The sequence below is a fragment of the Vitreimonas flagellata genome (genome assembly GCF_004634425.1).
In the GTDB taxonomy this organism is placed as follows: Bacteria; Pseudomonadota; Alphaproteobacteria; order Caulobacterales; family Aquidulcibacteraceae; genus Vitreimonas; species Vitreimonas flagellata.
Window position 1 is genome coordinate 818,523 of the sequence record NZ_SBJL01000001.1, and the last position, 26,273, is coordinate 844,795.

Annotated in this window: 23 protein-coding genes and 1 tRNA gene; 13 read left to right on the forward strand and 11 right to left on the reverse strand. The window is 61.3% G+C overall.

Annotated features, from left to right (window positions below):
- The first annotated feature begins 118 nt into the window (after window positions 1–118).
- From otsB to EPJ54_RS04255, 4 genes are all read left to right on the forward strand, one after another.
- A complete protein-coding gene (gene otsB, locus EPJ54_RS04240) occupies window positions 119–883 on the forward strand; it encodes a trehalose-phosphatase (RefSeq protein WP_167755573.1) in 765 nt (254 codons plus the stop codon).
- Window positions 880–2,673 carry a glycoside hydrolase family 15 protein gene (locus EPJ54_RS04245; protein WP_135210413.1) on the forward strand — a complete coding sequence of 598 codons (1,794 nt, stop codon included), beginning with the start codon at window positions 880–882 and terminating at the stop codon, window positions 2,671–2,673. The genes otsB and EPJ54_RS04245 overlap by 4 nt, the downstream gene beginning before the upstream one ends.
- Window positions 2,670–4,100, forward strand: coding sequence for an alpha,alpha-trehalose-phosphate synthase (UDP-forming) (locus EPJ54_RS04250; RefSeq protein ID WP_135210414.1), 1,431 nt, complete (start codon window positions 2,670–2,672; stop codon window positions 4,098–4,100). Before EPJ54_RS04245 ends, EPJ54_RS04250 begins: the two co-directional genes overlap by 4 nt.
- A gap of 41 nt (window positions 4,101–4,141) precedes the next feature.
- Window positions 4,142–4,219: transfer RNA gene (locus EPJ54_RS04255), tRNA-Pro, on the forward strand.
- 93 nt (window positions 4,220–4,312) lie between these two features.
- On the opposite strand, the gene EPJ54_RS04260 is transcribed toward EPJ54_RS04255, so the two are convergent.
- Window positions 4,313–4,549, reverse strand: a complete 237-nt coding sequence (locus EPJ54_RS04260) for a helix-turn-helix domain-containing protein (RefSeq protein ID WP_239590745.1) — start codon at window positions 4,547–4,549, stop codon at window positions 4,313–4,315.
- Window positions 4,546–4,761 carry a helix-turn-helix transcriptional regulator gene (locus EPJ54_RS04265; protein WP_135210415.1) on the reverse strand — a complete coding sequence of 72 codons (216 nt, stop codon included), beginning with the start codon at window positions 4,759–4,761 and terminating at the stop codon, window positions 4,546–4,548. The genes EPJ54_RS04260 and EPJ54_RS04265 overlap by 4 nt, the downstream gene beginning before the upstream one ends.
- A 173-nt stretch (window positions 4,762–4,934) precedes the next feature.
- Here EPJ54_RS04265 and EPJ54_RS20365 point away from each other — a divergent pair, with 173 nt between their 5' ends.
- Window positions 4,935–5,150, forward strand: a complete 216-nt coding sequence (locus EPJ54_RS20365) for a helix-turn-helix domain-containing protein (RefSeq protein WP_135210416.1) — start codon at window positions 4,935–4,937, stop codon at window positions 5,148–5,150.
- Between the two features lie 369 nt (window positions 5,151–5,519).
- Here EPJ54_RS20365 and EPJ54_RS04275 read toward each other — a convergent pair whose 3' ends face one another.
- Together EPJ54_RS04275 and EPJ54_RS04280 are read right to left on the reverse strand one after the other, a co-directional pair.
- Entirely contained in the window at window positions 5,520–5,993 is a 474-nt protein-coding gene (locus EPJ54_RS04275; protein ID WP_135211181.1) for a group I truncated hemoglobin, read from the reverse strand.
- 23 nt (window positions 5,994–6,016) lie between these two features.
- Complete coding sequence (locus tag EPJ54_RS04280; RefSeq protein ID WP_239590746.1) at window positions 6,017–6,895, reverse strand: DUF3034 family protein; 879 nt, start codon at window positions 6,893–6,895, stop codon at window positions 6,017–6,019.
- Between the two features lie 86 nt (window positions 6,896–6,981).
- Here EPJ54_RS04280 and EPJ54_RS04285 point away from each other — a divergent pair, with 86 nt between their 5' ends.
- From EPJ54_RS04285 to EPJ54_RS04320, 8 genes are all read left to right on the forward strand, one after another.
- Window positions 6,982–7,596 carry a cupredoxin domain-containing protein gene (locus EPJ54_RS04285; protein ID WP_239590747.1) on the forward strand — a complete coding sequence of 205 codons (615 nt, stop codon included), beginning with the start codon at window positions 6,982–6,984 and terminating at the stop codon, window positions 7,594–7,596.
- 11 nt (window positions 7,597–7,607) lie between these two features.
- Window positions 7,608–9,911, forward strand: a complete 2,304-nt coding sequence (locus EPJ54_RS04290) for a putative bifunctional diguanylate cyclase/phosphodiesterase (RefSeq protein WP_135210418.1) — start codon at window positions 7,608–7,610, stop codon at window positions 9,909–9,911.
- 249 nt (window positions 9,912–10,160) lie between these two features.
- Window positions 10,161–10,616: an RrF2 family transcriptional regulator gene (locus tag EPJ54_RS04295; RefSeq protein ID WP_135210419.1), complete on the forward strand. Its 456-nt coding sequence runs from the start codon at window positions 10,161–10,163 to the stop codon at window positions 10,614–10,616.
- Between the two features lie 117 nt (window positions 10,617–10,733).
- Window positions 10,734–13,055 carry a TonB-dependent receptor gene (locus EPJ54_RS04300; RefSeq protein WP_239590748.1) on the forward strand — a complete coding sequence of 774 codons (2,322 nt, stop codon included), beginning with the start codon at window positions 10,734–10,736 and terminating at the stop codon, window positions 13,053–13,055.
- A gap of 71 nt (window positions 13,056–13,126) precedes the next feature.
- The gene (locus tag EPJ54_RS04305; RefSeq protein WP_135210421.1) at window positions 13,127–14,191 is read left to right on the forward strand and encodes a sulfate ABC transporter substrate-binding protein; all 1,065 of its coding nucleotides are present in this window, start codon (window positions 13,127–13,129) and stop codon (window positions 14,189–14,191) included.
- Window positions 14,188–15,036: a sulfate ABC transporter permease subunit CysT gene (gene cysT, locus EPJ54_RS04310; protein ID WP_135210422.1), complete on the forward strand. Its 849-nt coding sequence runs from the start codon at window positions 14,188–14,190 to the stop codon at window positions 15,034–15,036. The genes EPJ54_RS04305 and cysT overlap by 4 nt, the downstream gene beginning before the upstream one ends.
- Entirely contained in the window at window positions 15,033–15,884 is an 852-nt protein-coding gene (cysW, locus tag EPJ54_RS04315) for a sulfate ABC transporter permease subunit CysW (protein WP_135210423.1), read from the forward strand. Before cysT ends, cysW begins: the two co-directional genes overlap by 4 nt.
- Window positions 15,885–15,894: 10 nt before the next feature.
- Entirely contained in the window at window positions 15,895–16,935 is a 1,041-nt protein-coding gene (locus EPJ54_RS04320; RefSeq protein WP_135210424.1) for a sulfate/molybdate ABC transporter ATP-binding protein, read from the forward strand.
- A 182-nt stretch (window positions 16,936–17,117) separates the two neighbouring features.
- On the opposite strand, the gene EPJ54_RS04325 is transcribed toward EPJ54_RS04320, so the two are convergent.
- From EPJ54_RS04325 to EPJ54_RS04355, 7 genes are read right to left on the reverse strand one after another with little or no spacing between them, the layout of a single operon-like run.
- Window positions 17,118–18,542: an alkaline phosphatase D family protein gene (locus EPJ54_RS04325; RefSeq protein WP_135210425.1), complete on the reverse strand. Its 1,425-nt coding sequence runs from the start codon at window positions 18,540–18,542 to the stop codon at window positions 17,118–17,120.
- Window positions 18,539–19,348, reverse strand: a complete 810-nt coding sequence (locus tag EPJ54_RS04330) for an inositol monophosphatase family protein (protein ID WP_135210426.1) — start codon at window positions 19,346–19,348, stop codon at window positions 18,539–18,541. The genes EPJ54_RS04325 and EPJ54_RS04330 overlap by 4 nt, the downstream gene beginning before the upstream one ends.
- Entirely contained in the window at window positions 19,348–20,694 is a 1,347-nt protein-coding gene (locus EPJ54_RS04335) for an MFS transporter (protein WP_239590749.1), read from the reverse strand. The genes EPJ54_RS04330 and EPJ54_RS04335 overlap by 1 nt, the downstream gene beginning before the upstream one ends.
- Before the next feature lie 34 nt (window positions 20,695–20,728).
- Window positions 20,729–21,535: a 5-deoxy-glucuronate isomerase gene (gene iolB, locus EPJ54_RS04340; RefSeq protein WP_135210427.1), complete on the reverse strand. Its 807-nt coding sequence runs from the start codon at window positions 21,533–21,535 to the stop codon at window positions 20,729–20,731.
- Between the two features lie 12 nt (window positions 21,536–21,547).
- On the reverse strand, window positions 21,548–22,438 hold the full coding sequence (gene iolE / locus EPJ54_RS04345) for a myo-inosose-2 dehydratase (RefSeq protein ID WP_135210428.1): 891 nt from the start codon (window positions 22,436–22,438) through the stop codon (window positions 21,548–21,550).
- Window positions 22,435–24,279 carry a 3D-(3,5/4)-trihydroxycyclohexane-1,2-dione acylhydrolase (decyclizing) gene (gene iolD, locus EPJ54_RS04350; protein WP_135210429.1) on the reverse strand — a complete coding sequence of 615 codons (1,845 nt, stop codon included), beginning with the start codon at window positions 24,277–24,279 and terminating at the stop codon, window positions 22,435–22,437. The genes iolE and iolD overlap by 4 nt, the downstream gene beginning before the upstream one ends.
- Window positions 24,280–24,281: 2 nt before the next feature.
- On the reverse strand, window positions 24,282–26,204 hold the full coding sequence (locus tag EPJ54_RS04355) for a bifunctional 5-dehydro-2-deoxygluconokinase/5-dehydro-2-deoxyphosphogluconate aldolase (RefSeq protein ID WP_135210430.1): 1,923 nt from the start codon (window positions 26,202–26,204) through the stop codon (window positions 24,282–24,284).
- Between the last annotated feature and the right edge of the window lie 69 nt (window positions 26,205–26,273).

The window sequence follows — 26,273 nt, forward strand, 5'->3', positions numbered from 1 at the left end:
CAACAAATTTCGCGTTCCCACGACGGAACCAAGCGCTTTATCGTGCGTTTGCGAAACGCTGCGGGCCATGCGCGCGCGAAACCTGGGCGCAGATGCGCCTGCTTCACAAAGGATCGCCATGCGCGTTCAATCGACGCCAGAACACACCCATGTCTCAACGCCCGCGTCACCAGCGCTCGACGTGCTGAAGCATGCACTTTTTCTCGATTTTGACGGCACTCTTGTCGACATCGCGGATCGTCCGCACGCCGTTATTGTTTCAGATGCGCTGCGCACGTTGCTTGCAGCACTTCATACCGTCACGGCGCTTGCGCTCATCTCTGGCCGCACCATCGCCGATATTCAATCGCTGCTCGGCGATCAATTCGCGCACATCGCCGGCGTGCATGGTCACGAGATGAAATATGGCGGCGAAATACGCCGCGACGAAGCCCGCCACTCCCCTATCCCCTTCGCCGCCGCTGAGATCCGCGCCCTTCAACGCAACGATCGGATGCCCGCGTTGGTCGAGGATAAGGGCGCAAGTCTCGCGCTGCATTATCGCCACGCCCCGCGGGCCGAACAAGAAGTGCGCCGCATCGCCCGAGATATAGCCACACGCCGCGGCTTGCGCGTACTCGAAGGCAAGATGGTGATTGAGCTCATCTCCGGCCCACACACCAAGGGCGATGCTTTGATGAACTTCATGCGCACGCCGCCGTTTGCCGGACGTACGCCCATCATGATCGGCGACGATATCACCGATGAGCACGGCTTCCGCGCCGCGCGCGCCGCTGGCGGCTTTGGCATTCTCGTTGGCGCGGCACGCAAAACCGAAGCCGCCTATCGCCTCGACGATCCCGCCGCCGTGCACGCTTGGCTGCAAGCCGGACTCGCGCAATGAAATATGGCGACCTTGACCTTGCCCCCATCGGCAATTGCGCGGCGAGCGCCCTCATCGATGCGCGCGCGCGTTTCGTATGGGCCTGCGCACCGCGCGTCGATGGCGATCCTATGTTCTGCGCGTTGCTGTCGGGCCGCGATCCGGCCGAGGCGCAACACGGCGTATGGGCGATCGATCTGATCGACGAGGCGAGCACGACCCAGCACTATGAACCCAACACACCAATCCTGGTGACACGCCTCACGGACACATACGGCAGCCAGGTCGAAATCGTCGATTTTTGCCCGCGCTATCGCCAGAACAACCGCATCTATCGCCCCAACGCCTTCATTCGCATCGTCCGCCCGGTCAAAGGCGCGCCACGAATCCGCATGCGCCTCACGCCCGCCTTCGATTGGGGAACGCATGCCGCGGAGGCCACCTCCGGCTCAAATCACATACGCTTCCGCGTCCCCGGCCTCATGCGCCTCACGACGAGCGCGCCGGTCTCGCACATTCTCAGCGAGCGCGTTTTCCGCCTCGAAGAAGAGCATATTTTCTTCTTCGGCGCTGACGAACCGTTCGAAGGCGATCTACGCGCGCGTGTACGCCAGATGTACGAGAACACCGCGCTCTATTGGCGTCGCTGGGTACGCATGTTGGCCACGCCGCTGGAATGGCAAGCCGATGTCATCCGCGCCGCCATCACGCTGAAACTGTGCGTACACGAAGAAACCGGCGCCATCGTCGCGGCGATGACCACCTCCGTGCCCGAAGCGCCGGATAGCGGGCGCAATTGGGATTATCGCTTCTGCTGGCTGCGCGACGCTTATTACACCGTCCAAGCGCTCAATCGATTGGGCGCCGCCGATATCCTCGAAGGCTATCTCGGCTATCTCCGCAACATCGTGGACGCGACACCGAGCGGTCGCATCCAGCCTGTCTATGGCGTCGGCTACGAACCAATCCTGCAAGAAGGCATCGTCACCAGCCTTGAGGGCTATCGCGGCATGGACCCGGTGCGTGTCGGCAACCAAGCGCACGAGCACCACCAGCACGACGTTTATGGCCAGATCGTGCTCTCCACCGTCCAAGCCTTCTACGACACGCGCCTCTTCCGCCCCGCCGGCGTCGACGATTTCCGCGCCCTCGAAAGCGTCGGTGATCGCGCCTTCGAGGTGCACGACAAGCCCGACGCCGGCCTCTGGGAATTCCGTACCCGCGCCAGCGTGCACACCTATTCCACGCTCATGTGCTGGGCCGCCTGCGATCGTCTCGCCAATGCCGCATCGCATCTCGGCCTCACCGACCGCGCCACACATTGGCGCGAGCGCGCCGAAAGAGTGCGCGCCGCCATCGAAACCCGCGCCTGGAACGAAGAGCTCGGCCGCTTCGCCGCCGAGCTCGACGGAAAAGGCATGGACGCAAGCCTGCTGCAAATGCTCGACACCCGCTTCCTGCAGCCCACAGACACACGCTTCCTGACCACACTCGAAGCGTTGGAGAAGGATCTCCGCCGCGGCGATCACGTGCTGCGCTATTCCGAAGAGGATGATTTCGGCCGCCCCGAGACAGCCTTCAATTTCTGCACCTTCTGGCTCATCGAAGCGCTTTACCTCGTCGGACGTCGTGACGAAGCGCGCGACCTGTTTGGCCAAATGCTTGCGCGCCGCACACGCGCCGGCCTGCTTTCGGAGGATTGCGATCTCAGCACCGGCGCGCCCTGGGGCAATTACCCGCAAACCTATTCGCTGGCCGGCCTCATCAATTGCGCCGTCCTCCTCAGCAATCCGTGGAGCACTGTCCGATGAGCCGACTGATCGTCGTATCCAACCGCGTCACCCCGCCCGCGCCCGAAGGCGCATCAAGCCAAGGCGGCCTCGCCATGGCTATCTCGGCAGCCTTGCGCGAGTATTCCGGCATCTGGTTTGGTTGGAGTGGCAATTCAACGCCGACCTACACCGGCCAGCTCTCAATGCAGCGCGTCAATGGCGTGACCGTGGCCACGATGGACCTCGAAGAGCAGGACATCGAAGAATATTACAACGGCTATGCCAATCGCACGCTCTGGCCGCTCTTCCATTATCGCATCGATCTCACCCAATACGAGCGCTCCTATGGCAAGGGCTATGAGCGCGTCAATGCCCGCTTCGCCGATATGCTCGTGCCATTGATCGAACCAGGCGATCTCGTATGGGTGCAGGACTATCACCTGATCCCGCTCGCCCGCGAGTTACGCGCGCGTGGCGTCAAGAACGCGATCGGCTTCTTCCTGCATATTCCCTGGCCCGCGCGCGAGCTCATCCTCACGCTGCCGCGCCACCGTCAACTCGTGGAATCTATGTTTCACTACGACGTGCTCGGTTTTCACACCGAGGAATGGAAGAACGCCTTCAATTCCTATGTTCTCCACGAAGCCGGCGGCATGCAATTGAGCGACGGCCGCGTGCGCGCATTCGGCCGCATGGTGCGCCCGCAAGCCTTTCCGATCGGCATAGATCCTGGCGCGTTCACCAGCCTCAAAAGCTCCGAGGTCGGCCAGGAGAGCTATGATCGCATGGTCGAAAGCAAAGCCGGCCGCAAAATGCTGCTCGGCGTCGATCGTCTCGACTATTCAAAAGGCATCGACGAGCGCCTGCTCGCCTATGAGCGCTTGCTCGCGGACAATCCCGAGCTCAAGCGCCAAATCTTCCTGTTGCAAATCTCGACAGCCACACGCAGCGAAGTCGAGGCCTATCAAGACATGTTCGCTAAACTCGACGCGCTCTCCGGCCGCATCAACGGCGCCCACGCGGAGATGGATTGGATCCCGATCCGCAACGTGCACCGCATGCATTCGCGCGAAGAGCTCGCCGGCATATATCGCGCCGCAGACGTCGCCCTCGTCACGCCGTTGCGCGACGGTATGAACCTCGTCGCCAAGGAATTCGTCGCGGCGCAGGATGAGAGCGACCCGGGCGTGCTCGTGCTCTCCCGCTTCGCCGGCGCCGCCGCGCAGATGAAGGACGCGCTGATCGTAAACCCGTTCAGCCAAGAGGATGTCGCCGACGCGATCAAGAAGGCTTTGGCCATGCCCATCGAAGAACGCCGCAAGCGCTGGCGGGCGCTGATGGACGGGGTCGAGAAAGACGACATCGTCGCCTGGCGCGACAATTTCGTCGCCGCCCTCCGCGAAGCCCACAAAACCGGCGCCGCCCCGCCCCGGCCCCGCATTGCGGCGGGCGGCGGGGAAGGCTAAGAGGGCGTCCCTCGCGGGCGGCCAGCCGCCCACGAGCAGGTCGGAGCGTGGCGCAGTCCGGTTAGCGCACTAGTCTGGGGGACTAGGGGTCGTGGGTTCGAATCCCGCCGCTCCGACCAATAAAATCAACAGCTTCTGCGACCCCCAAAATTCGCAAAAAATGCCCGTGCCCCAGCCGTGCCCCAGTTTTCGGCCGAGCAAGAGCTCCGTTCTCACGCTGTCCCTCTCTTGCCTAGAAGCCGTCGCGCGGCCAGCGTGTTTGTGCAGCGCGCGCGTTCGGCGAACGCCACCACATCTGCGTAGCGATAACGCACGCAGCTGCCGAACTTCGAAAATGCGCCATCAACAGAGCCATCTTCGCGCCAATTGGAGAGCGTCACCGGTTTAAGTCCCAGCAGTGTCGCCGCCTCAGTGGTGGTGAGCATCTGATTGGGATCCGGGGCGGTCATGCGCGCGGACCCTTCCCATGATCAGTCGTGGAGCTTCTCGTTCGATCTTGCGCCCACGCATCGAGGGCCGCTTGATCGTCGCGCACCAGGCGCGGCCCCGATTTGATGTAAGGCGGCCCCTCACCCGTTCCACGCCAGCGATTGAGCGTGTGCTTTGAAATCTTCAAACGCGCGGCGGCGTCTTCGACGGTTAGCAAAACTTCTGAGGACATGATGCTTTCCTTTCAGCATCGCGCGTCACGGCAAAAATCTCGCGCGGTTGCTCAATGAAAGATGCGCTTATCCACAACCAACAAATCTATTCTGCCGTGCGATGAAAACATGAATTGGCGTCGAGCAGAGCGCCATGTCTCAACTGGTTTCCGCGTGTTTCCGCGACTTTCGAATGGCTCGGGTCGCCATTGGCTGGAGTGCGGCCGATCTAGCAGAGGCTTTAAGCGTTGGCGAAGCAACTATTCGGCGGTTTGAAACGAGCCGTGGCGAGATTTTTCCGCACACACTCGAGCGCGTGCAACGCGCGCTCGAAAAAAAGGGCGTGATCTTCTTGGCCTCGGGCGAGAACAAGGACGGCGGGCCTAGTGTTCGGCTCAGGAAGAAATAGCGCTTCAAGATCGCTCACGATCGCCAACTTCGTTGGCAATCACCGGCAAGTCTGGCGCGGGTGGAAGACGTTGGTAAGGCCCCGGTAAGGAGGCGCGAATTCGCCGTTTGCCGTCATTCATGATCTTCGCGTCGGATAGCGCGAAGCCAGGCAGAGTTTCGCAGCCACACGTCGTCCCATGCGTCGGGGGCAGGGCTCCTAAGCTGATCGTACGCACCACCGGGCGGCTCGAACCGCCGGGCGATGAACTTCGACGAAAGCCTCCGACATAACAGGAGGGCGAAGATCGCCCGGACTTTTTCAACAGAATCCGCCGAGACCAGACCTCCGCCGCCCTCCCGAGCACGGCGGCATGTCGTTTCAATAATTCTATTGCACGACGTCGCGGTGCATCGGCGCAAGCAACGCAAGTAGTCGGTTCTGCATGCGATTGGGCACCCCCTCTTCTCGCATGGCCGTCCGGAGATGCTGCACGAGGAGATTAAAGTCTCTGGTCTGAACACCCATGTCCGCGTGAGACGTGTGCATGTCGCGCCCAGTGTACGCGCAACCACCGCCGAGCAGATAGCACAATTGCTCCTTCAAGGTGCGCCGAAGACGAACCATGTCAAACGGGCGAAAAATCGGACCTAATTGGGGATCTTCCAATGACAAATCCACGGTCCGATCGACGATGCGATCGATCCCATCGCGACCGTTGAATGCAGCAAACACCGCCGGGTCTTCGATTGGCGCCGCCCCGGCGTTCGCATCCGATTGGACATAAGGGGCGACAGGCTCTTCGCCTGCCTGAGCCAAGGCGAGCGTGGGCGTCGTCACGAGCGCGAATATGATTGAGATCATTCCGATACGCATGGGGAAATGCCCTAGAAGCCGATTTGGATGGATAGATACGCGCCGTCCTGGTCGTCGAAGGTCGCGATTGAGCCCAGATCCACGTAGCCGCCCACCAGCGTGACGTTGTCGGTCAACGCATACGCGGCAAAGACGTCATAGCCGCGCTCTTCCTCGGCAAAGCCAAGATTGTCAGGACGCGTTCGATATTCTGCGCCAACGATCACGCGATCCGTCAACATGTATGCGCCAGAGACTTCGATCTCGGCATGGTAATCGTCGTCCTGATCGCCGCCATGACCTAGTAGACCAAATTGATTGGCGCGCGTGCCGCGCACAGTCGCGCTCAACACTAGCGACTGGTCGAGCAGTATCTTGGTCGCCGAGACATAGACATCCAAACCTGCGTCATCGTCCGCGCCGAGCGCGCCCAGCAACCATTCTTCGTCGGCTTGCTTGTATTGGAGGCCTATTGCGACCTGCGGCATCCATGAATCTTGCTCGTAGAGCGCATCGCCAAGCACACGCGCTTTTACGCCAAATATATCCTGCGAGAAGGTGAACCCCTCGCCGATGCCAAGTGCTGCACCCGTCTCGCCCGTGTCGAATTCCTGGCGCGCATACGACAATTCAACACGATCGAACAAGCCGATCGCGAAACCATAGGCCGTGAAGTCATAATCTGACAGCGGTACAGCGGTGTAGAATGCAGAGGCGCCAATTCCATCCTCAGTCTGATTGCCCCCGATTAGCGCCCACGTCGAAAGGCCGCCGCCTGCGCCGCCTTCGATACTCGTGGCGCCGCGCGTCAGCGGCAGCTTGCCGCCGAATACCATAGGCCGCGCTTCGGCATTCGCGACGATGCAAAATCCAACCAGCGCGGCGGGCGCGAGCATCAATACTCTGTTCATATGTTGATGCATTCGCCGCTTCGCTTAATGAATTGTGTATCGTTTGCTTCACCTGACCTTTACGCGGGTGTGTGTAGTTTGAAGATGTGCGCGCGCTTCTCACCATCGCGATGGCCGTCTCTGCATTTGGCCAAGCCTACGCCGCGGACCTCACGGTGCGCGTCGTGGAAGCCTCAGGCGCGCCTGTTGAGAACGCAGTGGTCACGTTTACGCCCGCGAGCGGCGCCAGCGCGCCCATACGCTTCAACTGGCCCTACCAAGTTGCACAGCGCAACCTCCAGTTTGATCCCTACATTTTGATTGTGCCGGTTGGCGCCGAGGTGCGCTTCCCAAATCTCGATCGCGTTCGCCACCACGTCTATTCATTCTCGGACGGCAATCGCTTTGAGCTTGAGCTTTACGGGCGCGACGAAACACGGGCGCACCGTTTCACACGGGCGGGCATCGCGGCGGTTGGGTGCAACATTCACGATCAGATGCAAGCCTACATAGTTGTCGTCGATACCCCACACGTGGGGCGCACCAATAACGGCGGATCGGTGTTGATCCAGGGCGTCAACGGGCCTGGCGAACTGCGGGTCTGGCATCCAAACCTGCGCGCACGCGGTGGGGTCGTGACGCGCGCCGTGACACTCGCCGCCTCAGGCGTCGCACAAGAACATTTTAGCGTCCAGCTTCGCGCTGGCGGCCACGCGCACTGAGCGCACGCGCCATGTTCACGCGCCTCAGCACAAAACTGACCTTCCTCTACGCTGGATTGTTCGGACTTGCGATGTTGGCGATCGCGGGTCTCGTGCATACCATGGTGTCCGAGAATGCCGCGCGCGTCGTGCGTGACGAATTGCAGGCAAACGCTGCGGTGTTCGATCGCCTTTGGGACCTCCGCGCACGCCAACTCGGCGATAGCGCCGACATCCTGGCGCGCGATTTTGGCTTTCGCGAAGCTGTCGCCACGCGCGACGCCCCGACGATTCACTCGGCGCTCGAAAATTTGGCGGGACGCCTCCAGATCGACCACGCCTTCATGATGACGCTCGACGGCGATCTCATTGGTCTCGACGGCGCGTCCGACGCCGAACTCGACACGCTTTGGACGTCGCTTGATTCTGCGGAACGTGCATCCGGCGTCCTCATGCTGAATGGCCGCCCCTATCAAGCCGTTTCCGCACCCATCCTCGCGCCAAACCTTGTTGGCTGGATCGTATTCGCCGCCGAGCTGGATGAAGCACAGCTACAGTCCTTTGAAGCGCTCGCCCCCATACCTCTGAAGGCGGCCGTGCTGACGCGCGACGCGGATGACGCATGGAGGACTGGCGACACCGCTCTCGTCCGCAGCGACATCGACGCGCTCGACACGATCCTCACAAGCCAAGCTCCTAGCCCTTCGCGCATCCGGCTGTCCGGCGGCGAAGTCTTAGCGCTCCCGGCTCGCCTCGCCGCGTTCGACGGCGGCGACGGCGCGGTGCTGGTCTTGCGCTATGAGATCGCGCTGGCGATGCGTCCCTATCAGCCCCTGCTTGCGGCTATCGTGGCGATGGGATTGCTTGGCGTTGTCGCGCTCGCCTTCGCTACTTGGTTGCTTGCACGTAACATCACGCGCCCCATTTCAGCCCTGGCCGACGCCGCGCGCGCTTTGCAGCATGGCGAACGTACTGAAGTGCGCATCGAGACCGCCGATGAAATCGGACGGCTCGCGCAATCGTTCAACACCATGTCGAGTGAGATCGAATTGCGCCAAGCGCGCATAACCCACATGGCCATGCACGATAGCGACACCGATTTGCCCAATCGTCGCTCGCTTGAGACGGCGCTTACAAGCCTTTCCCAAAGCGGCCATGTCATCGCCTTCTCAATCGATCGCTTCAATCAGATCCGCGACGCTATTGGATATCGCTTGGCCGCACGCCTCTTGGGTGAGGTCGGCTCACAGATGGCAACATCCGCACCCGAGGCGGCAATCGGACGGTTGAGCGCCGATACGATCGGTCTTGCGCTTCCTGAGAGCGATGAGATCAATGTACGCCTCCTGGCCGAGAGACTGAGAGAGCGGATCGGCGGCTCGATCCGTCTTGATACAGTGAAAGTCGACGTGTCGCTGACCGCAGGGATTTCCAGCGTTTCATCTGGCTCTGGCGACGCTGCGCTGGATCATGCGCTCATCGCCATCGAGCAGGCGCGTGGAAGCCATAGAGACATCGCCACCTTCGACGCCGAGACGTATGGCGACCCTGCCCGCAACTTGTCGCTGATGAGCGAGATGATCGACGGCATCAATCAGCGTAAGCTCTCGTTGCACTACCAGCCGAAGCTCGATCTTCGCACACAGCAAATCGTAGGCTTCGAAGCGCTTGTGCGCTGGCAGCATCCCACGCGCGGACGCATAGCGCCCGACGTGTTCGTAACGATGGCCGAACAAACCGGTCAAATACACGCGCTCACTGAGTGGACGCTGATCCAGGCGATTGCCGATCAAAAGGCGATGCGCGCCGCGCATTTTCACGGGCTTGTCTCGGTCAATCTTTCTGGGCGCCTAATCGGCGATGACGCGTTCACCGACATGGCTTTGACTTTGATCGAGGACACCGAGGCTGAGCTCTGCCTTGAGATCACCGAAACCGCGGCCATGCACGATCCAGAAGCGGCGCTGCGTAATATTGATCGCTATGTCGCCGCCGGCGTTCGCATCTCGATCGACGACTATGGCGCGGGCTTGTCGTCGCTCTCCTATCTGAAACGCATTCGCGCTGATGAGCTGAAGCTCGACAAGTCGTTCGTCCAATCGCTCGACAAGGACGCACGAGACGCGCTCTTGGTGCGCTCGACCATCGACCTTGCCCACAGCCTCGGCATGAAAATCACGGCAGAGGGTATCGAGACCCAGGAAACCCTGGCGGTGCTCACCGCTATGGGGTGCGATATCGCGCAGGGCTATCTCATCGGGCGCCCCGCCCCGCTCAGCGAAGCGCTTGCGCAGCAAGGGTTTGATCAAAGGTCGTCAACCGCGCAAGCCGGTTAGACGTCTCGATCCCACACGCGTGCGGCGCCGCTTTGCCTAAGACGAAAGGTGATGTCCGCACGCCGAAGACTCCCAGGAGCGGACTCTGCCCATCTGCACCTTTAGCGGACGCGCCGCTTAGGATGGCCTGCCGCTATCCGCTCAACCACCCTCGCCTCGTCAGCACAACCGCCATCGCCCCTGTTTACCCCACCACTTCCATAGACTTGAAGCTGGACAGCCTTACTCGTTCGTGGCTTTGCTACCGTCATGCTGACGAGTAAGGCGAAGTACGCGCTGCGCGCGATGATTGATCTGGCGGCGCAGACGGGCGACGGCCCACGTCGGCCATTCTTTATTGGCGACATTGCGCAGCGCCAGGACATCCCGCGCCGCTTTCTCGAAAACATATTGCTTGAACTACGCAAGCACGGGCTCGTGGTGAGCCACCGCGGCAAGGCCGGCGGTTACGCACTGGCGCGTGCGCCTGATCTCATTACTTTCGCCGACGTCATTCGCGCCATCGACGGGCCGCTCGCATTAACGCCATGCACCAGCCGCACCGCCTATCAGCGCTGCGAGGATTGCCGCGACGAGGCGAGCTGCGCCATCCGCAAGACCCTCGTGCAGGTGCGTGATTCCACCGCCGCCATCCTTGAAGCGCGCACCTTAGCCTCCGCCGTCGCAGACACCGCTCAACCGAAAAGGCGAAAATCCGGCTCCTGAACCAATTCCAACGCTAAACCGAAGCTTTAGCTTAACTCGATTGATTTGGTCGAGTTAATAGTGATTGTGGCCAGCATGGGTGCGCAACCCGCGCCGCCAGATCCGCTGAGGCCGCTCATGTCACGCGCAAAACTTGCATTATTATCAACGGCATTCGCGCTTTTCCCGCTGGGCGGGGCGCAGGCGCAGACGACGACGGAGGCCGAAGGCGAGATCGTCGTCACAGCCCGTCGGGTGCAGGAAAACCTGCAGGACGTTCCCATCCCCGTGTCGGTTGTGAGCGGCGCCTTTGTCTCCGATAGCGGCTCATTCAACGTGAACCGGCTCAAGGAAGTCGTGCCGACGGTTCAATTTTACTCTTCGAACCCGCGCAATTCCGCGGTCAATATTCGCGGCCTCGGCGCACCGTTCGGGCTTACTAATGACGGCATCGAGCCTGGCGTTGGCTTCTATGTCGATGGTGTTTTCAACGCACGACCTGCTGTGGCGACACTCGATTTTCTTGACGTCGCCCAGATCGAAGTGCTGCGCGGCCCACAGGGTACGCTCTACGGAAAAAACACCACCGCCGGCGCCATCAACATCACCACCCGACGTCCAAGCTTTACGCCCGAGGGTGAGATTGAGGTGAGCTTCGGCGATTATGGATATCAGCAAGCACGCGCTTCAATCAGCGGCCCGCTCCTCGACAATGTTGCGGGACGCCTGTCATTTTCGTCCACGCAGCGCGATGGCTTCCTCTACAATGTCGCCACGCAAGATGATCTCAACGACCTCAACAATCTTGGTGTTCGCGCGCAAGTCCTGTTCACGCCGTCGCCCAATTTCGATCTCTTGATCGCGGGCGATTACACGCGCCAGCGCCCTGAAGGCTATGCGCAAGTCTATGCGGGCGTGGCGCCCACCTTACGGGCCGCCAATCGCCAGTACGCCGCGATCGCCGCTGATCTGGGCTATACGCCTCCATCGACCAACCCGTTCGATCGCCTAACCGACGCCGACACACCTCACCGTTCGTACCAGGATGTTGGCGGTTTCTCTGTCACAGCGGAATGGGATATCGGGATCGGCGAACTCACCTCGATCAGCGCCTGGCGCTATTGGGATTGGGATCCGTCTAACGATCGTGACTTCCTTGGACTGCCGATTACGACGGTGTCGGCAAACCCTTCAGAGCAGCGTCAATGGTCGCAGGAATTCCGCTATGCCGGCGATCTCTCCCCGGCCTTGGGTTTCGTCGTTGGCGCCTTTGCGTTTCGCCAGACGGTGCACACAACAGGCGCGCAAGAACAGGGCTCGGCGGCGGCGCGTTTCCTGCTGGCTCCAAGCGCTGCGGCGGCGACGCCAGGCTTGCTCGACGGCTATGGCCGCACCACCGACATTCGTTCTGAGCATGTAAGCGGGGCGCTGTTCGGCCAATTGGAATGGTCCGTCACGGATCGGCTCCGCATTCTGCCCGGTCTGCGTATAAATTACGACGAAAAGACCGTGGACTACGACAGCGCCCTCTATGGCGGCTTAGCGACCGCTGATCCTACGTTGATTGCGTTACAGCGCTCCATTCTCGCGGCGCAATCCTACGAAGCCGAAGCCGACGATACGAACGTCTCAGGCCAAATCACCGTGGCTTACGACCTCACCGAAAGCGTCAATCTTTATGCGACGTACGCGACGAGCTTCAAATCTATCGGATTGAACGTCGACGGCCTGCCTACCGACGCAGGAGGCGCGCCGATCTTGGCCGCAGCAACCGTCGACCCCGAGGATGTGCGTCACATCGAGTTCGGGATCAAATCTGAGCCCTTCGAGGGCGTGACCGCCAATCTGACGTTTTATGAAACCATTGTGCAGGATTATCAGGCGCAGGTCGTGAACGCGAGCGTGGGTGTATTGCGCGGCTATCTGGCGAACGCTGAAGAGGTGCGCGTGCGCGGCGCTGAACTCGACTTCTCCGCGCGTTTCTCCGAAAATTTCTCACTCCACGGCGCGCTCGCCTACACCGATGGCGAATACGTTTCCTTCCCTGATGCGCCAGCGCCACTTGAAGGAACAGGCGGGCCGCAATTCGTCGACATTTCCGGCGAGCGTCTTCCGGGCGTCTCTGAATGGTCGGGTTCGCTCGGCGGCGAATACACACACGCGGGCCAGCTCCTCGGCCACGCAGGCGAAGTCTTCGCAGCGCTCGACGTAAGCTATCGCTCCGACTTTTCGTCGAGCCCAACGCCATCGCGCTACTTGATTGTCGATGGATATAGCCTGCTCAATGGCCGCATCGGCTTTCGCGCGGACAACGGTTGGGACCTCTTCATCTGGGGACGCAATCTAGCTGACGAGGAATATTTCGAGTTTCTCTCCGCAGCGCCTGGCGGCTCCGGCCTCTTCGTCGGGTATGTTGGCGACCCGCGCACGTACGGGGTGACGTTGCGCGGCTCATTTTAACTACATTGACACGATGAACTTAAACGGCGATTTTAGCGCCGCGCGCAGCGCGTGTGTGAAGGGATGATCGCATGGCGTTGAAGGCATTCTCCAAATTCACACGGCGGCTCGTTCTTGCAGCGGCGGCGAGCGGCGGCCTCCTGGCGCTTAACGCGTGCGACGCCACCAGCGACGGCGCATCGGGCGCGCCGACGCAATTGCTCAACGTGTCCTACGATCCGACGCGCGAACTCTACGAAGAGGTGAACGCTGCCTTTGCTGCGCGTTGGGCAGAAGATCATGGCGGCAGCGCCAACCTCAATATCGAGATGTCGCATGGCGGCTCGGGCAGACAAGCGCGCGCCGTCATCGATGGTCTGGAAGCCGACGTCGTTACATTGGCGTTGCCCTACGACATCGATCAGATTGCATCGACGGGTCTGATCGCTTCAGATTGGCAAACACGGCTGCCGCGCAACAGCGCCCCCTACACATCGACGATGGTGTTTTTGGTGCGCGCCGGCAATCCTAAGAACATCCGTGATTGGAATGATCTTATCCGAGCGGATGTTGCGGTCATCACGCCCAATCCGAAGACATCGGGCGGCGCGCGCTGGAATTATCTCGCCGCGTGGGGCTATGCGCTGCGCCAGCCTGGCGGAAATGCTGAGAGCGCGCGCAACTTTGTGAGCCAGCTCTATGCCAATGTGCCAGTGCTTGACACCGGCGCGCGAGGCGCAACCACGACTTTCGCGCAACGCAATATCGGTGATGTGCTGATCACTTGGGAGAACGAAGCACATCTCGCGCTGGCTGAATTTGGCGAAGGTCAATTCGAAATCGTCACCCCTTCGATCAGCATTTTAGCGGAGCCCTCGGTGGCTTGGGTCGACGCCAATGTCGAACGACATGGCACTCGCGAAGCCGCAGAAGCCTATCTGCGATTTCTCTATACGCCCGAAGCGCAAGACATCGCTGCGCGCCGCTATTTCCGCCCCTCGGACCCCGAAGCTCTCGCCCGGCACGCGGGCAATTTCCCAGAGCTTGAACTCTTCACCACAGCCGAAATGTTCGGTGACTGGCAGAGCATTCACGCCACCCATTTCGCGGACGGTGCAATCTTCGATCAGATCAGCGCCGGTTCGCGGCGACAATGACCGCCCTTCTCCCTCGTCGATGGCGGTTCATGGAGCCGAGCGCTTTACCGGGATTCTGGCCAGCGCTCGGCTTCACCCTCGCCTATCTCTCCTTCTTCCTGCTGCTGCCATTGGCGGCTTTGATTCTGCGGCCGTGGGAAGCGGGCCTAGACCACGTTTGGAGCGTCATCTCACATCCGCGCACCATTGCTGCGCTCAAGCTGAGTTTTGGCGCAGCGTTCCTGGCGGCGCTCATCAACGCGATATTCGGAACGATCGTGGCGTGGGTTTTGGTGCGCTACGACTTTCCTGGCCGGCGCCTACTCGACGCGTTCGTGGACTTGCCTTTCGCACTGCCCACCGCCGTCGCAGGCATTTCGCTTGCGGCCATCTACGCGCCGAACGGTCTGATCGGCGCAGCGTTCGACCCGCTCGGTGTGCAGATCGCCTACACTCCGCTCGGCGTGATGATTGCGCTCGTGTTTGTCGGATTTCCGTTTGTGGTGCGTTCGATCCAGCCGGTGTTGGAAGATTTACAGGTAGAGGTGGAGGAAGCTGCAGCGACCCTCGGCGCCACGCGTTTACGCACCATTGTCTCGGTGATTGGCCCGGCGATCGCTCCGGCGCTTGTCGCCGGCTTCTCCTTAGCTTTCGCGCGCGCCGTCGGCGAGTACGGCTCGGTCATCTTCATCGCCGGCAATTTGCCGAACGTTTCTGAGATCGCGCCGCTGCTCATCGTGATCCGACTTGAGGAATTCGACTATGCGGGCGCTGCCGCAGTCGGCCTCGTCATGCTGGCGGTGTCGCTTCTGCTGCTGCTCGTACTCAATCTGCTGCAGAGTCATATCGCCCGGCGCGGTCGATGAAGCATGCCGTCTCCCCCGCACGCCGCGATCCACCCTGGCTGATCGCCGTCCTGATCGGCATCTCGGTCGCCTATCTGGCTCTCGTATTGCTTTTGCCGCTCTTCACCGTGTTCGCGGAAGCGCTGCGCCGCGGGCTTGCGCCTTTGCTGCAAAGCTTTGCCGATCGCGACGCCATCGCCGCCATCCAATTGACCTTGCTGATCGCAGCGATCGCCGTTCCACTCAACGCCATCTTCGGATTGGCCGCCGCTTGGGCGGTCACCAAGTTTGAGTTCTGGGGTAAGAGTGCGCTCATCACCCTGATCGATCTGCCATTTTCGATCTCGCCAGTCATTTCCGGCCTAGTTTATGTGCTGCTCTATGGCGCACACGGTTGGTTCGGCCCGGCCCTCGATGCGCTCGGTATAAAGGTGATCTTCACGGTCACCGGCATCGTATTGGCGACCACTTTGGTGACACTGCCATTCGTTGCGCGCGAACTCATCCCGCTGATGCAAGCGCAAGGCGCCGACGAAGAAGCCGCCGCCGCCACTTTGGGGGCCAGCGGCTGGCGGACCTTCTTCCAAGTGACAGTGCCGAACATCAAATGGGCCCTGATGTATGGCGTCCTATTGTGCACCGCGCGCGCGATGGGCGAGTTTGGCGCGGTGGCTGTCGTGTCAGGCCACATCCGCGGCAAGACCGCTACGATGCCGCTGCACGTTGAGATCCTCTACAACGAATACAATTTCGTCGCCGCGTTCGCGGTCGCCTCGCTGCTCGCCCTATTCGCCCTCGTCACACTTGCCGTCAAATCCTTCCTGGAAGCGCAATTCGCCGACGAGCTTGCCGCCCAAAGGTGGCGTTGAGGGACATTTCATGTCGTTGGAAGTTTCGCACGTCGCCAAGTCCTACGGGCGTTTTCCAGCGCTCCGCGACATCTCGTTGTTTGCCGAGGATGGCGAGTTTTTGGCCCTGCTCGGCCCTTCAGGTTCCGGCAAGACCACTTTGCTGCGCGTGATTGCCGGCCTTGAATTGGCTGATCAGGGCACCGTGCGTTTCCGTGGCGACGATTTGCTCGCCAAGCCGGTGCGTCAGCGCGGCATCGGCTTCGTGTTCCAGCATTACGCGCTGTTTCGTCATATGACAGCGGCTCAGAACATCGCCTTTGGCATGCGCTCAAAGCCGCGCGCGCATCGTCCAGACGAACGCGAGATACGCGCGAAGGTCGATGAATTGTTGAACCTCGTGCAGCTTGAGAGCTTAGGCTCACGCTACCCGAGCCAGCTTTCCGGCGGGCAGCGCCAGCGCGTGGCGCTCGCGCGCGCATTGGCGATCGAACCCAAGATTTTATTGTTGGATGAGCCGTTTGGCGCCCTCGATGCAAAGGTGCGGCGCGAGTTGCGCCGCTGGCTGCGCGATCTCCACGAACGCACCGGCCTCACGACAATCTTTGTCACCCACGACCAAGAAGAAGCGCTTGAGCTGGCTGACCGCGTGGCCTTGCTCAAGGATGGTCAGCTTGAACAAGTGGGCACACCCGAAGAACTCTACCACGAACCGAGCAGCGCCTTCGTCTTCGACTTCCTGGGCGATAGCATTCAATTGCCGTGCACGGTCGAGGGCGGCATCGCCATCATTGCAGGCGCGGGCGTGCCGATCATCGGAGCGAAGCCCGCAAGCAATGGCCCGGCCATGGCGCACGTGCGGCCAGATGGCTTTGCGGTTGGCCCCGCTGACGCCCCTGGCATTGCCGCGCGCGTCCGCAATGTTCTCTTGGCTGGACCCGACGCACGCATCGATTGCGTGCTTGATGATGGCGCCGCGCTAGAGGTTCGGATCTCGCACGACGACGCCAAGCGACTGGCGCCGCGCGACCGCATCAGCATTGCACCTTACGCCGTGCGCGTTTGGCGTTAAAGCCGACGACGACACTGCCGCCTGGTTCGCAGTTCAATGTCCGCTTAAGCAGACTCGCTCCTGCGCTGGATGCCTGCTTTTGCCCCGCTAGAGACCGTGCCCCCTGATTGCAAATCAGGCGCCCTACCGCTGATCTGAATCTTCCGCATAATCGTCCCTTGAGATGTTTGCGCTTCGGTGCGTCAGTCATCCATTCGTGGTTGGAAATATGGGCCACCCGCTTGGAAGCGCTCCCAACGCACCAGCTCCGAAGGCGTAATCTTTTGCCTCCAGGTTTGAACCCCGTTGCGCAGATCTGATGGTGTCAGTTCCAGTGGCGCCCAGGCTGGAGCACCGTACATATTATACAGCGTGTAGCTAAGTTGCGGGCCGCTTTCGAAGCTGAAATCGAGCAGGCCGATATTGGTGCTGCGTGTATAGGTGGGGCGGATGCGCACCTCGGGCATCTGATCGACGAAATCGAGGTCCGGCAAATTCGCCAGGGGCGATGAACAGAGATCATAGAAATCATAAGCGCCCTGCTCTGAGCGCGGCACGCAATTGAGTTCGCCCATGTGGCTGTCGCCAGAGATGCCGAACACGCCGCCGATATTGTTGTCGCGGATGAAATCAAAAATCTCGTCGCGCTCATGCGTATAAACGGCCCATGAATCGCCGCCGCGTTCGGCTTTAGAAAAGCCGCCGCCGGAGACGAGCACTTTGAACGGCGCACGGCTGGCGCGGAGTTCATCTTTCAGCCACGCCTTTTGCTCGGCGCCGAGCATGGTCTTTTCGGGACCATCCGGCACGTCCGTCGGCACGCGATTGTAGCGACCGTCAAGCAGGAAGAAGTCCACGCCGCCATATGCATACTTGCTGAACACGCCCGGCTTATTCGGCAAACCGTAGGACGGATTGGCCCAATAGGATTTGAACAACGCCAACGCTTCCGCTTTGATCGGATTGGCGCCGTCCGAATCATTGAACGCGAAATCATGGTCGTCCCAGATGGCGAGGCTGGCCGTGGAGCGAATGTACGGCTTCAGACGCTCGATCTCGCGCTGGCGACGATAGAGATCGGCGATGGCGCGCGGTTCGCCGCTATCGGCATAGATGTTGTCGCCAAGCCAAAACATGAGATCGGGGGCGAGCGCTTGGGCGACGCCGAAGATTTGCTGCTCGGTGTCGATCTGCAGACGCGCGCATGAGCCGAAGGCGGCGCGAAACGCGGCGCGTCCGCGCGGCGCCGTTTTTGTGTGATACGGCAGCGGCTGGTAACGATCGAGCTGGCCATCGATGCGCAAGCGATAGAAATATGTGGTCGCCGGATCGAGACCACTCACGCGCGTCACAGTACAATGATCGCTCGCTGCGTTGGCGCGCACCGGCGCAGAGGCGCGTACGGTGTTGAAATATCGGTCGGGCGAGGCTTCGAGCACGACATCGAAATCGCCGCTGACACGCGCCCACACCGCGATCGTATCAGCTGTCGGCGCGCCGACCATCGGGCCTTGAAGTGTACGCGGATAGCCGAGCGTTTGCGCCCACGCAGCTGGAACGAATGGCAACGACGCCATCGCCAGACCGGTCCGCTTCAGCAACGAACGGCGATTTTGGTGTGAATTCATCGTGCGTCCTTTTTCGCGAGCCCTTCACCGGCCAAGCGGCTTTCTTCAATCAAGGCGCTCACAAGCGCAGCGGGGCCAGCACAGACCGTGTTGCCGTGCAGCGCTAAAGCCCCACCATCGGCGCTCTTCGCGATGCCGCCCGCCTCCATGATGATCGCGGCGCCCGCCGCCATGTCCCACGGCGTGACGATGCGTTCGAAATACGCGTCGAAGCGGCCGCTCGCGACGAACGCCATATCGACGGAGCCCGCACCCGTGCGGCGAATGCCCATCGTGTGTTCGGTGAGCCTCGCCAGCTCGGCGTGAAAGCGCGGATGCCCCTTCTTGCCAGCGAACGGAATGCCAATGGCGATCACGGATTCCGCAAGCGTCGTGCGCTTCGAGACATGAATGCGCTTGCCGTTCAAGAACGCTCCGGCGCCCTTCTCCGCGACATAGAGCTCATCCAGCGCCGGCAAATAAATGACGCCAGCGAGCACATCGTCGCCACGCGCCAGCGCGATGTTCATACCGAAGAGCGGCGTGCCCCAGAGAAAGTTCGTCGTCCCGTCGAGCGGATCGACGATCCAAGTGAGCTCATCGGCCCCGCCCGTATGGCCGCCCTCTTCGCCGAGGAAGCCGTAGCTTGGTCCGAACCGCATGAGCACGGAGCGGATCGCTTCTTCCGCGCGCAAATCGGCCGCGGAGACGAAATCGCCAACACCTTTGTCGCTGATGCGCAACTCATCGAGCCGCGCGCGATCTTCCATCAAACCACGCCCAGCCGCATGCGCGGCTTCGACCATGGCGTCCGTTAAAGCGCTCATCAATCACGCAGCTTGGCGCGCCACAGCGTGGCCGCAAGCACCATTGAGACAATCGAAGACCCAAGCCAAAACCAGATAACTGGACCGAAATCATAGACGCGGTCCGCGCCGACCATGTGCGAGTGCTGGTCGATCAACACGCCAGACACGTTCTCCTGAATGGCCGCGCCAATATAGGAGAATACGCCGATCACGCCCATCGCGGCGCCCGCAACGCGCTTGGGGCAGATATCTACGGCGAACAAACCACCTAGCGACGCCACGAGCCCGGTGAGCCCCAGACCGAACATCACCATGCCGAGGATCAAAGTCGGCAGATTGGTTGGACCGAAGAAGATCAATACGAGTCCAATGATCTCGATGATGGAGAACAGCAAGTTCGCGGGCGGGCGACGCGAGTTGAAGAATTTATCGCTTATCAAGCCATAGAGCAGCGAGCCCGCAATGCCGGCGATCGTCGAAATCATCAGCATCGTGCCGGACATGATCTCATCGAAGCCGCGTGCTTCTTGCAGATAGAGCGGGCCCCACGAATTGATCGCGTAGCGCGTCACGTAATTCGCGAGGCTCGCGAGCGCCAAAACCCAGATCGTCGGGATAGCCAAAATCGAGAATTGTAGCTTGAGCGTGGACTTGGATTTCGAGACCTCACTTTCGGCGAGGTGATCGTTCTTCCAATCGGCAACCGTCGGCAGCCCCATCGTGCGTGGGCGATCGCGCACCCACGCCCACATCATCGCCGCGGCCACAAAGCCAATAACGGCCGGCACAAAATAGCCCCAACGCCAGCCGAAATAAGCGACCACGGCGCCAATCACGAAGAACGTTAGCCCCTCGCCGATCGAGTGCGCCGTGCTCCAAAGCCCGTACGCGCGACCACGCTCCTTGTTCGAAAACCACGCCGTCATCGCCACGACGCCGCCGGGCGCGCCGAAACCCTGGAACCAGCCATTAAGGCCCCAGATCACGGCCGCGAGCAGCACGGTATCAGCAAAGCCCATGCCGATATTGCATATCGCCGTCATCACGAAGCCGAACGTGAGAAAGATGCGCATATTGGCGTGGTCGGCGAGGAAGCCGTTGGTGAGCTTGCCGAGCGCGTAGGTGTAGAAGAGCGCCGAGCCGATCAGACCGAACTCGGCGGGCGTGAAGATGCCCGCGTCGATCATCGACGGCTTCACCATGCCGATGGCGAGCCGGCAGGTATAGATCAGGCCATAGCCCAAAGTGATGGCCGTCATCACCCGCCAACGAGTCGAGCGGAAAATGCGATCGATCTCTTTCTGACCTTGGATCAGCGGCGCGTCCGCGGTGGTCGCGAATGCGCTAAACAATCTCCCAATCACGCGCTTCCCCCTGTTTCATTTTTATTGGTCGCGTTTATTCTTTCTTGGCGATCCACGCGTGCGCTGGATCGTTGTTGAATATCCATGTCCGCTTGGGGCCGGCCATGATGTTCAGATAGTAGAGATCGTATCCGTGCGGCGCGCCGACGGGATGATAGCCGCGCGGCACCAGCACAACGTCGCCGTCTTCCACGCACACGGTTTCATCGAGCGAGCGATCGTCGGTATAGACGCGCTGAAACGCGAAGCCCTGCACCGGGTTGAGGCGGTGATAATAGACTTCCTCGAGCGAAGATTCTTCCGGCGGCGCCAAGCGATCGTGCTTGTGCGGCGGATAGGATGACCAATTGCCGCCGGGCGTGATCACTTCGGCGATGAGCAGGCTCTCCGCGACCTCGCTTTCGGGCAGGATATTGCGGACGTAGCGCGTGTTTGCGCCCTCGCCACGTACTTCTCTGCTGATCGCTTCCGGCGCGATAAAGCGCGGCTCGCCAGCGCCCGTGCCCGGCGCGCTTCCAATCGCCACTTGCAGATCGGTGCGCGCCTTGATGCTGAAGCTTTGATCCGCCGGCACATAGACGCAGGCTGGCGAAACATCGTCGAACACGCTCATGCGCTCGCCGATATTCTCGAACACCCGCCCGCCAACACCGACGTCGCATTTGCCGCTGAGCACCACGATGCATGCTTCGCGGCCTTGCTCGCCGCCGACCGCGCTCTCGCCTGCTTTCAGATGGTGCACTTTGAAGCCGACATAGGTCCAGCCGGCGCTTTTGGGCGTGACTTCGATCACTGCGCCGTTGGCGTCAGGCTCTGTCGGTCGTACGCGGAGGTTCGGCATCGGCGTCGCTCCTCAGATCAAGCCAGCGGCAGCGGCTTCGCGCTTGAGCGTCGCGAGGCCCAGTTCGGCATAGGTGCGTGGATTGGCGAGTGCGGGATCTTGCTCCGCCTCGATGATGATCCAGCCGCTATAATCCATGCGCTTCAGCGCCTGCATCACCGCCGCGAAATCGATGCCGCCATCGCCCGGGACGGTGAACATGCCGGCGAGCACGCCGTCGAGAAAGCTCTTGCCGCTGCGCCGCGCTTCCGCGTGCACTGGGCCGCGCACATCTTTGCAGTGCACGTGGGCGATGCGCTCAGGGAACTTTTCGACGATGTCGAGCGATTTGACACCACCGAGGGCCGCGTGGCCGGTGTCGAGCGTGAAGCCGACGCGGGGCGACGTGGCGGCGATGAAGGCATCCATGTCGGCTTGGTTTTCGACCACCGTGCCAAGGTGATGATGATACGCGAATTTGCGCCCTTGGCCGGCGATGTAATCGGCAACATCGCTCATGCGCTGACCGAATTGCGCCCATTCCCCGCTCTTCAGGCGCGGCGTGCCTTCAAGCGGGACGGCGCGGTTGCTGTGCACGGCGTTTGAAGTCTCCGCGAACACAAAGACGTTGGAGCCAAGCGCTTTAAGCAGATTGAGGTGAGGTTGCAGCGCAGCGATCTCCGCGTCGGCGTCCTGCACGAGCAAGCTGCCGCTATACCAGCCGCCAACAAGATCAAGCTGGAACGGCGCTAACGTCGCCTTCAGCGCATTCGCCTCACGCGGAAACTTGCCGCCAAGCTCCACGCCATCGAAGCCAAGCTCTTGAATGTCGCGCAGGATCGACTCCAGCGGCGTGTCACCGCCAAGTTCGGGCATATCGTCATTGGCCCAGGCGATCGGGCTCACGCCAAAACGAATACTCATGTCTTCTTCTCATTGATCTTGTCTTCGTAAGCGGCGCGTGCGGCGCGAACTTCGGCGCGCTCGGACACTTCCGGCACCGCCACGTCCCACCACCAGCCGCCGGCCTCCGTCGTCTTCAGCGGATCAGTGTCGATCACGATAACGCTCGTGTGATCCGCTTGCTTGGCGCGCGCGAGCGCGGCTTCGAGTGCTGCGATGCTGTGCGCCTTTTCGGCAATCGCGCCCATGCTGGCGGCGTGGGCGACGAAATCGACGTCCGGCAATGTTTCGTGCGCGGCGTCGGCGAGCAGATTGTTGAAAGATTCGGAGCCCGTTGAGCGCTGCAGACGATTGATGCAGCCATAGCCGCGATTGTCGAGCACGACGATGGTGAGCTTCTTGCCGAGCATCACCGACGTCGCGATCTCGGAATTCATCATCAGGTAAGAGCCATCGCCGACCATGACGACGACGTCGCGTTCGGGCGCGGCGATCTTCACGCCAAGCCCGCCGGCGATTTCGTAGCCCATGCATGAAAAGCCGTATTCGAGATGGTAGCCGCCGGGTTTCGCCGTGCGCCAGAGTTTGTGCAGCTCGCCCGGCAGACCACCGGCCGCGCAAACAACGACAGCATTCTCGTCCGAGTTGCGTTGCACAGCGCCGATGACCTGCGCGTCGCTGGGCAGCGCTTGCGTTTTGGGCGCGGCGGTCGCGGCATCGACCGCCTTGGTCCACCCGGCGACACGGCCCGCATTCGCATCACACCAAGCGCCCGGCACTTGCCAGCCTTCAAGCTTGTTCGCGAGCGCTTGGAGCACGCTCGCCGCATCACCGATCACCGCCTCGGCGCCGTGCTTGTGTGCATCATGCGCCGCGACGTTCACTTGGATCAGTTTCGCGTCCGACCGCTCAAACAACGTTCGCGAGCCGCTGGTGAAGTCTTGGAGGCGCGTGCCGAGACCAACCACGAGATCGGCAGTCGCCGCCGCCTCATTGGCCGCGCTCGAACCGGTTACGCCGATGGAGCCGAGCGCACTTGGGTGATCCCATGCGAGCGCGCCTTTGCCCGCTTGCGTTTCGGCAACGGGAAGCCCCGTCGTCTTTGCGAGTTGCGACAGGATTTGTTCAGCGCCCGCATAGAGCACACCGCCGCCGGCAATCAGCAACGGCGCTTTCGCGGCGCGGATGGCGCTCGCGAGCGATTCGATATCATTCGCTTCGGCTTGCGGCTTGCGCGCGCGCCATACGCGGCGCTCGAAGAATCTCGCCGGAAAGTCGAACGCCTCGGCCTGCACGTCTTGGCAGAACGCCAAAGTCGCCGGGCCGCAATTCACTGGATCGAGCAATGTCGCCATCGCGCGCGGCAGCGCGTCGAGCAATTGCTCTGGCCGCACCAGGCGATCGAAATAGCGTGAGACCGGGCGGAAGCAATCATTCGCCGAGATGGCGCCATCACCGAAATCCTCGACCTGCTGCAACACCGGATCTGGACGGCGTGACGCGTATACATCGCCCGGCATCAGCAGCACCGGCAAACGATTGACGTGCGCGAGTGCGGCGGCCGTCACCATGTTTGTAGCGCCGGGGCCGATCGACGTGGTGCAGATCATCGCGCGGCGACGACGCAGCTGCTTGGCGTATGCGATCGCCGCGTGCGCCATCGCTTGCTCATTGTGCGCGCGATACGTCGGCAACGCATCACGCGCATCGTAGAGGGCTTCGCCGAGGCAGGCGACGTTGCCATGACCGAAAATCGCCCAGACGCCCGCAAAGTAGGGTACTTCACGACCGTCCGCCTCGACGAACTGGTTAGCGAGATAGCGGATCGCGGCTTGCGCCGCTGTCAGACGCAGCGTGCTCATCCCTATCTCGTATGCGCTTTCTTCGCGGCGCGCCACGCTTCGACGAGACCCGCGAGATTGTTCGCCAGCGCGGCAATCGCGGCTTCGTCGTCGATCTCACCTTTGAGCCAGCGTTCAGCGGCGGCGCTGAAGATGGTGCGGCCCACGGCGAAACCTTTAACGATGTTCGCGCGCGCAGCCGGGCCGAAGGATTGCACGAGCTGATCGTGCGGAATGGAGAGGCCCAACAACACGACACCGCGGCAATGCGGATCGTTCTTCAGAATCGCGCGTTCAATATTGGCCCAGCTTTCGCTGTCGGCGGCGGGTTCAAGCTTCCACCAATCGGGATACACACCGATGTCGTAGAAGCGCTGGATCGCACGCGCGGCGGTTTTGGAATCCACGGCGCCATTCTTCGAAGCGATGATCTCAACCAGAAGCTCATGCCCTGTCGCACGGCATGCATCGAAAAGACGCAGCGCTTGGCGTTCCTGGCGCTCGCGCAAATCGGCCGGATCGTCGGGGTGATAGAGGAAGAGCACTTTGACGACGTGGTTGAGCGGCCATTGCGCCAGCTCCGACGCCACGTCGGCATGCCCCGTATCAAACTCAAGCGGACACGATTGCGGCAACTCGATCGGGCGGCCGATCCAATATGGCAAATCGGCCGCCGCCTCGAGCGCGCGCATGCCGTGGCGCCCATCAAGCAACACGCCGAAGCGTTTGTCGCCCTTGGCGAGACGATCGGCGGCGCGCAAGGCGAGCAATTTGAATTGCGCGATGCGCGCATCACTCGCACCGAGTTTCTGCGCTAAGTCTTCGAATTGCGTGCGGTGATCCGTGGCGAGCACGGTGAGTTCATCATAAACCCCGCGACGGCAGCCGACCCAATGCAGATGCGCAAGCTGGCGATCTTCGCGCAACCGACGCGGGCGCGCCTTCATGGCGAGGAAATACTCCATCTCCTCCCATGTCGGCATCGCCGGCGCGCAGCCATGACGAGAGACGACGATCGCGCCAGACGCGTTGCCTAAAGTGCAGCAGCGCTCGACGCTTTCACCGCGCAGCCAGCCGCGCAGGAAGCCGGCCATGAACGCGTCCCCCGCACCCAAGACATTGAACACCTCGACCGGGAAGCCAGCGACGATCAGCGTCTCTTCCACCGCACCGGGGATAGCGCCCTCAAACGCAGCGCAGCCTTCTGCGCCGAGCTTCAAGATGATCAGTGCAGCGCTTTTGCTACGGATGGCGCGCAGTGCAGCGATCGTATCTATCGTACCGCCGAGAATATGAATTTCTTCCGCTGTGCCGACGATCAAATCGCACTTCGGCAGCACTTGCTGAAGTTGCAATGTAACTTGCTCGTTCGCGACGAAGCGGTTTTCACCCATGTCGCGCGATTCAAGACCCCAAAGCACCGGGCGATAATCGACATCGAACACGACCTTGCGGCCTGCGCCCTTCGCAATGTCGATCGCCCGCATGCTTGCAGCGAACACGTTCGGCTTTGAAAGATGCGTGCCGTTGACGAGCACGGCGGCGGCAGCGCTCACAAACGTCGGATCGATGTCGCTTTCATCGAGCGCCATGTCGGCGCAATTCTCGCGATAGAAAATCAGCGGAAACGTATCGGGATCGCGGAGGCCGAGAATGACGAGTGCAGTCAAACGCTCGGCATCGGTTTTTACGCCGCGCACATCGACGCCATCGCGCACGAGTTCTTCGCGGATGAAGCGGCCCATGTGATCGCCGCCGACGCGCGTGATGAGGCCGGTTTTCAAACCAAGGCGTGCGGCGCCAATGGCCGTGTTGGTCGGGCTGCCGCCGACATATTTGGCGAAACCGCCCATGTCTTCGAGACGCCCGCCGACCTGTTGGCCGTAGAGATCGATCGACGATCTGCCGATTGTGATCAGATCAAGCGTGCGCTCTCTCTGCGCCATAAACCAACGGCCCTGCACACCGCGCGGACGATCAGCGCGACCTCATTTGCAACACGTATTCCATTTTAT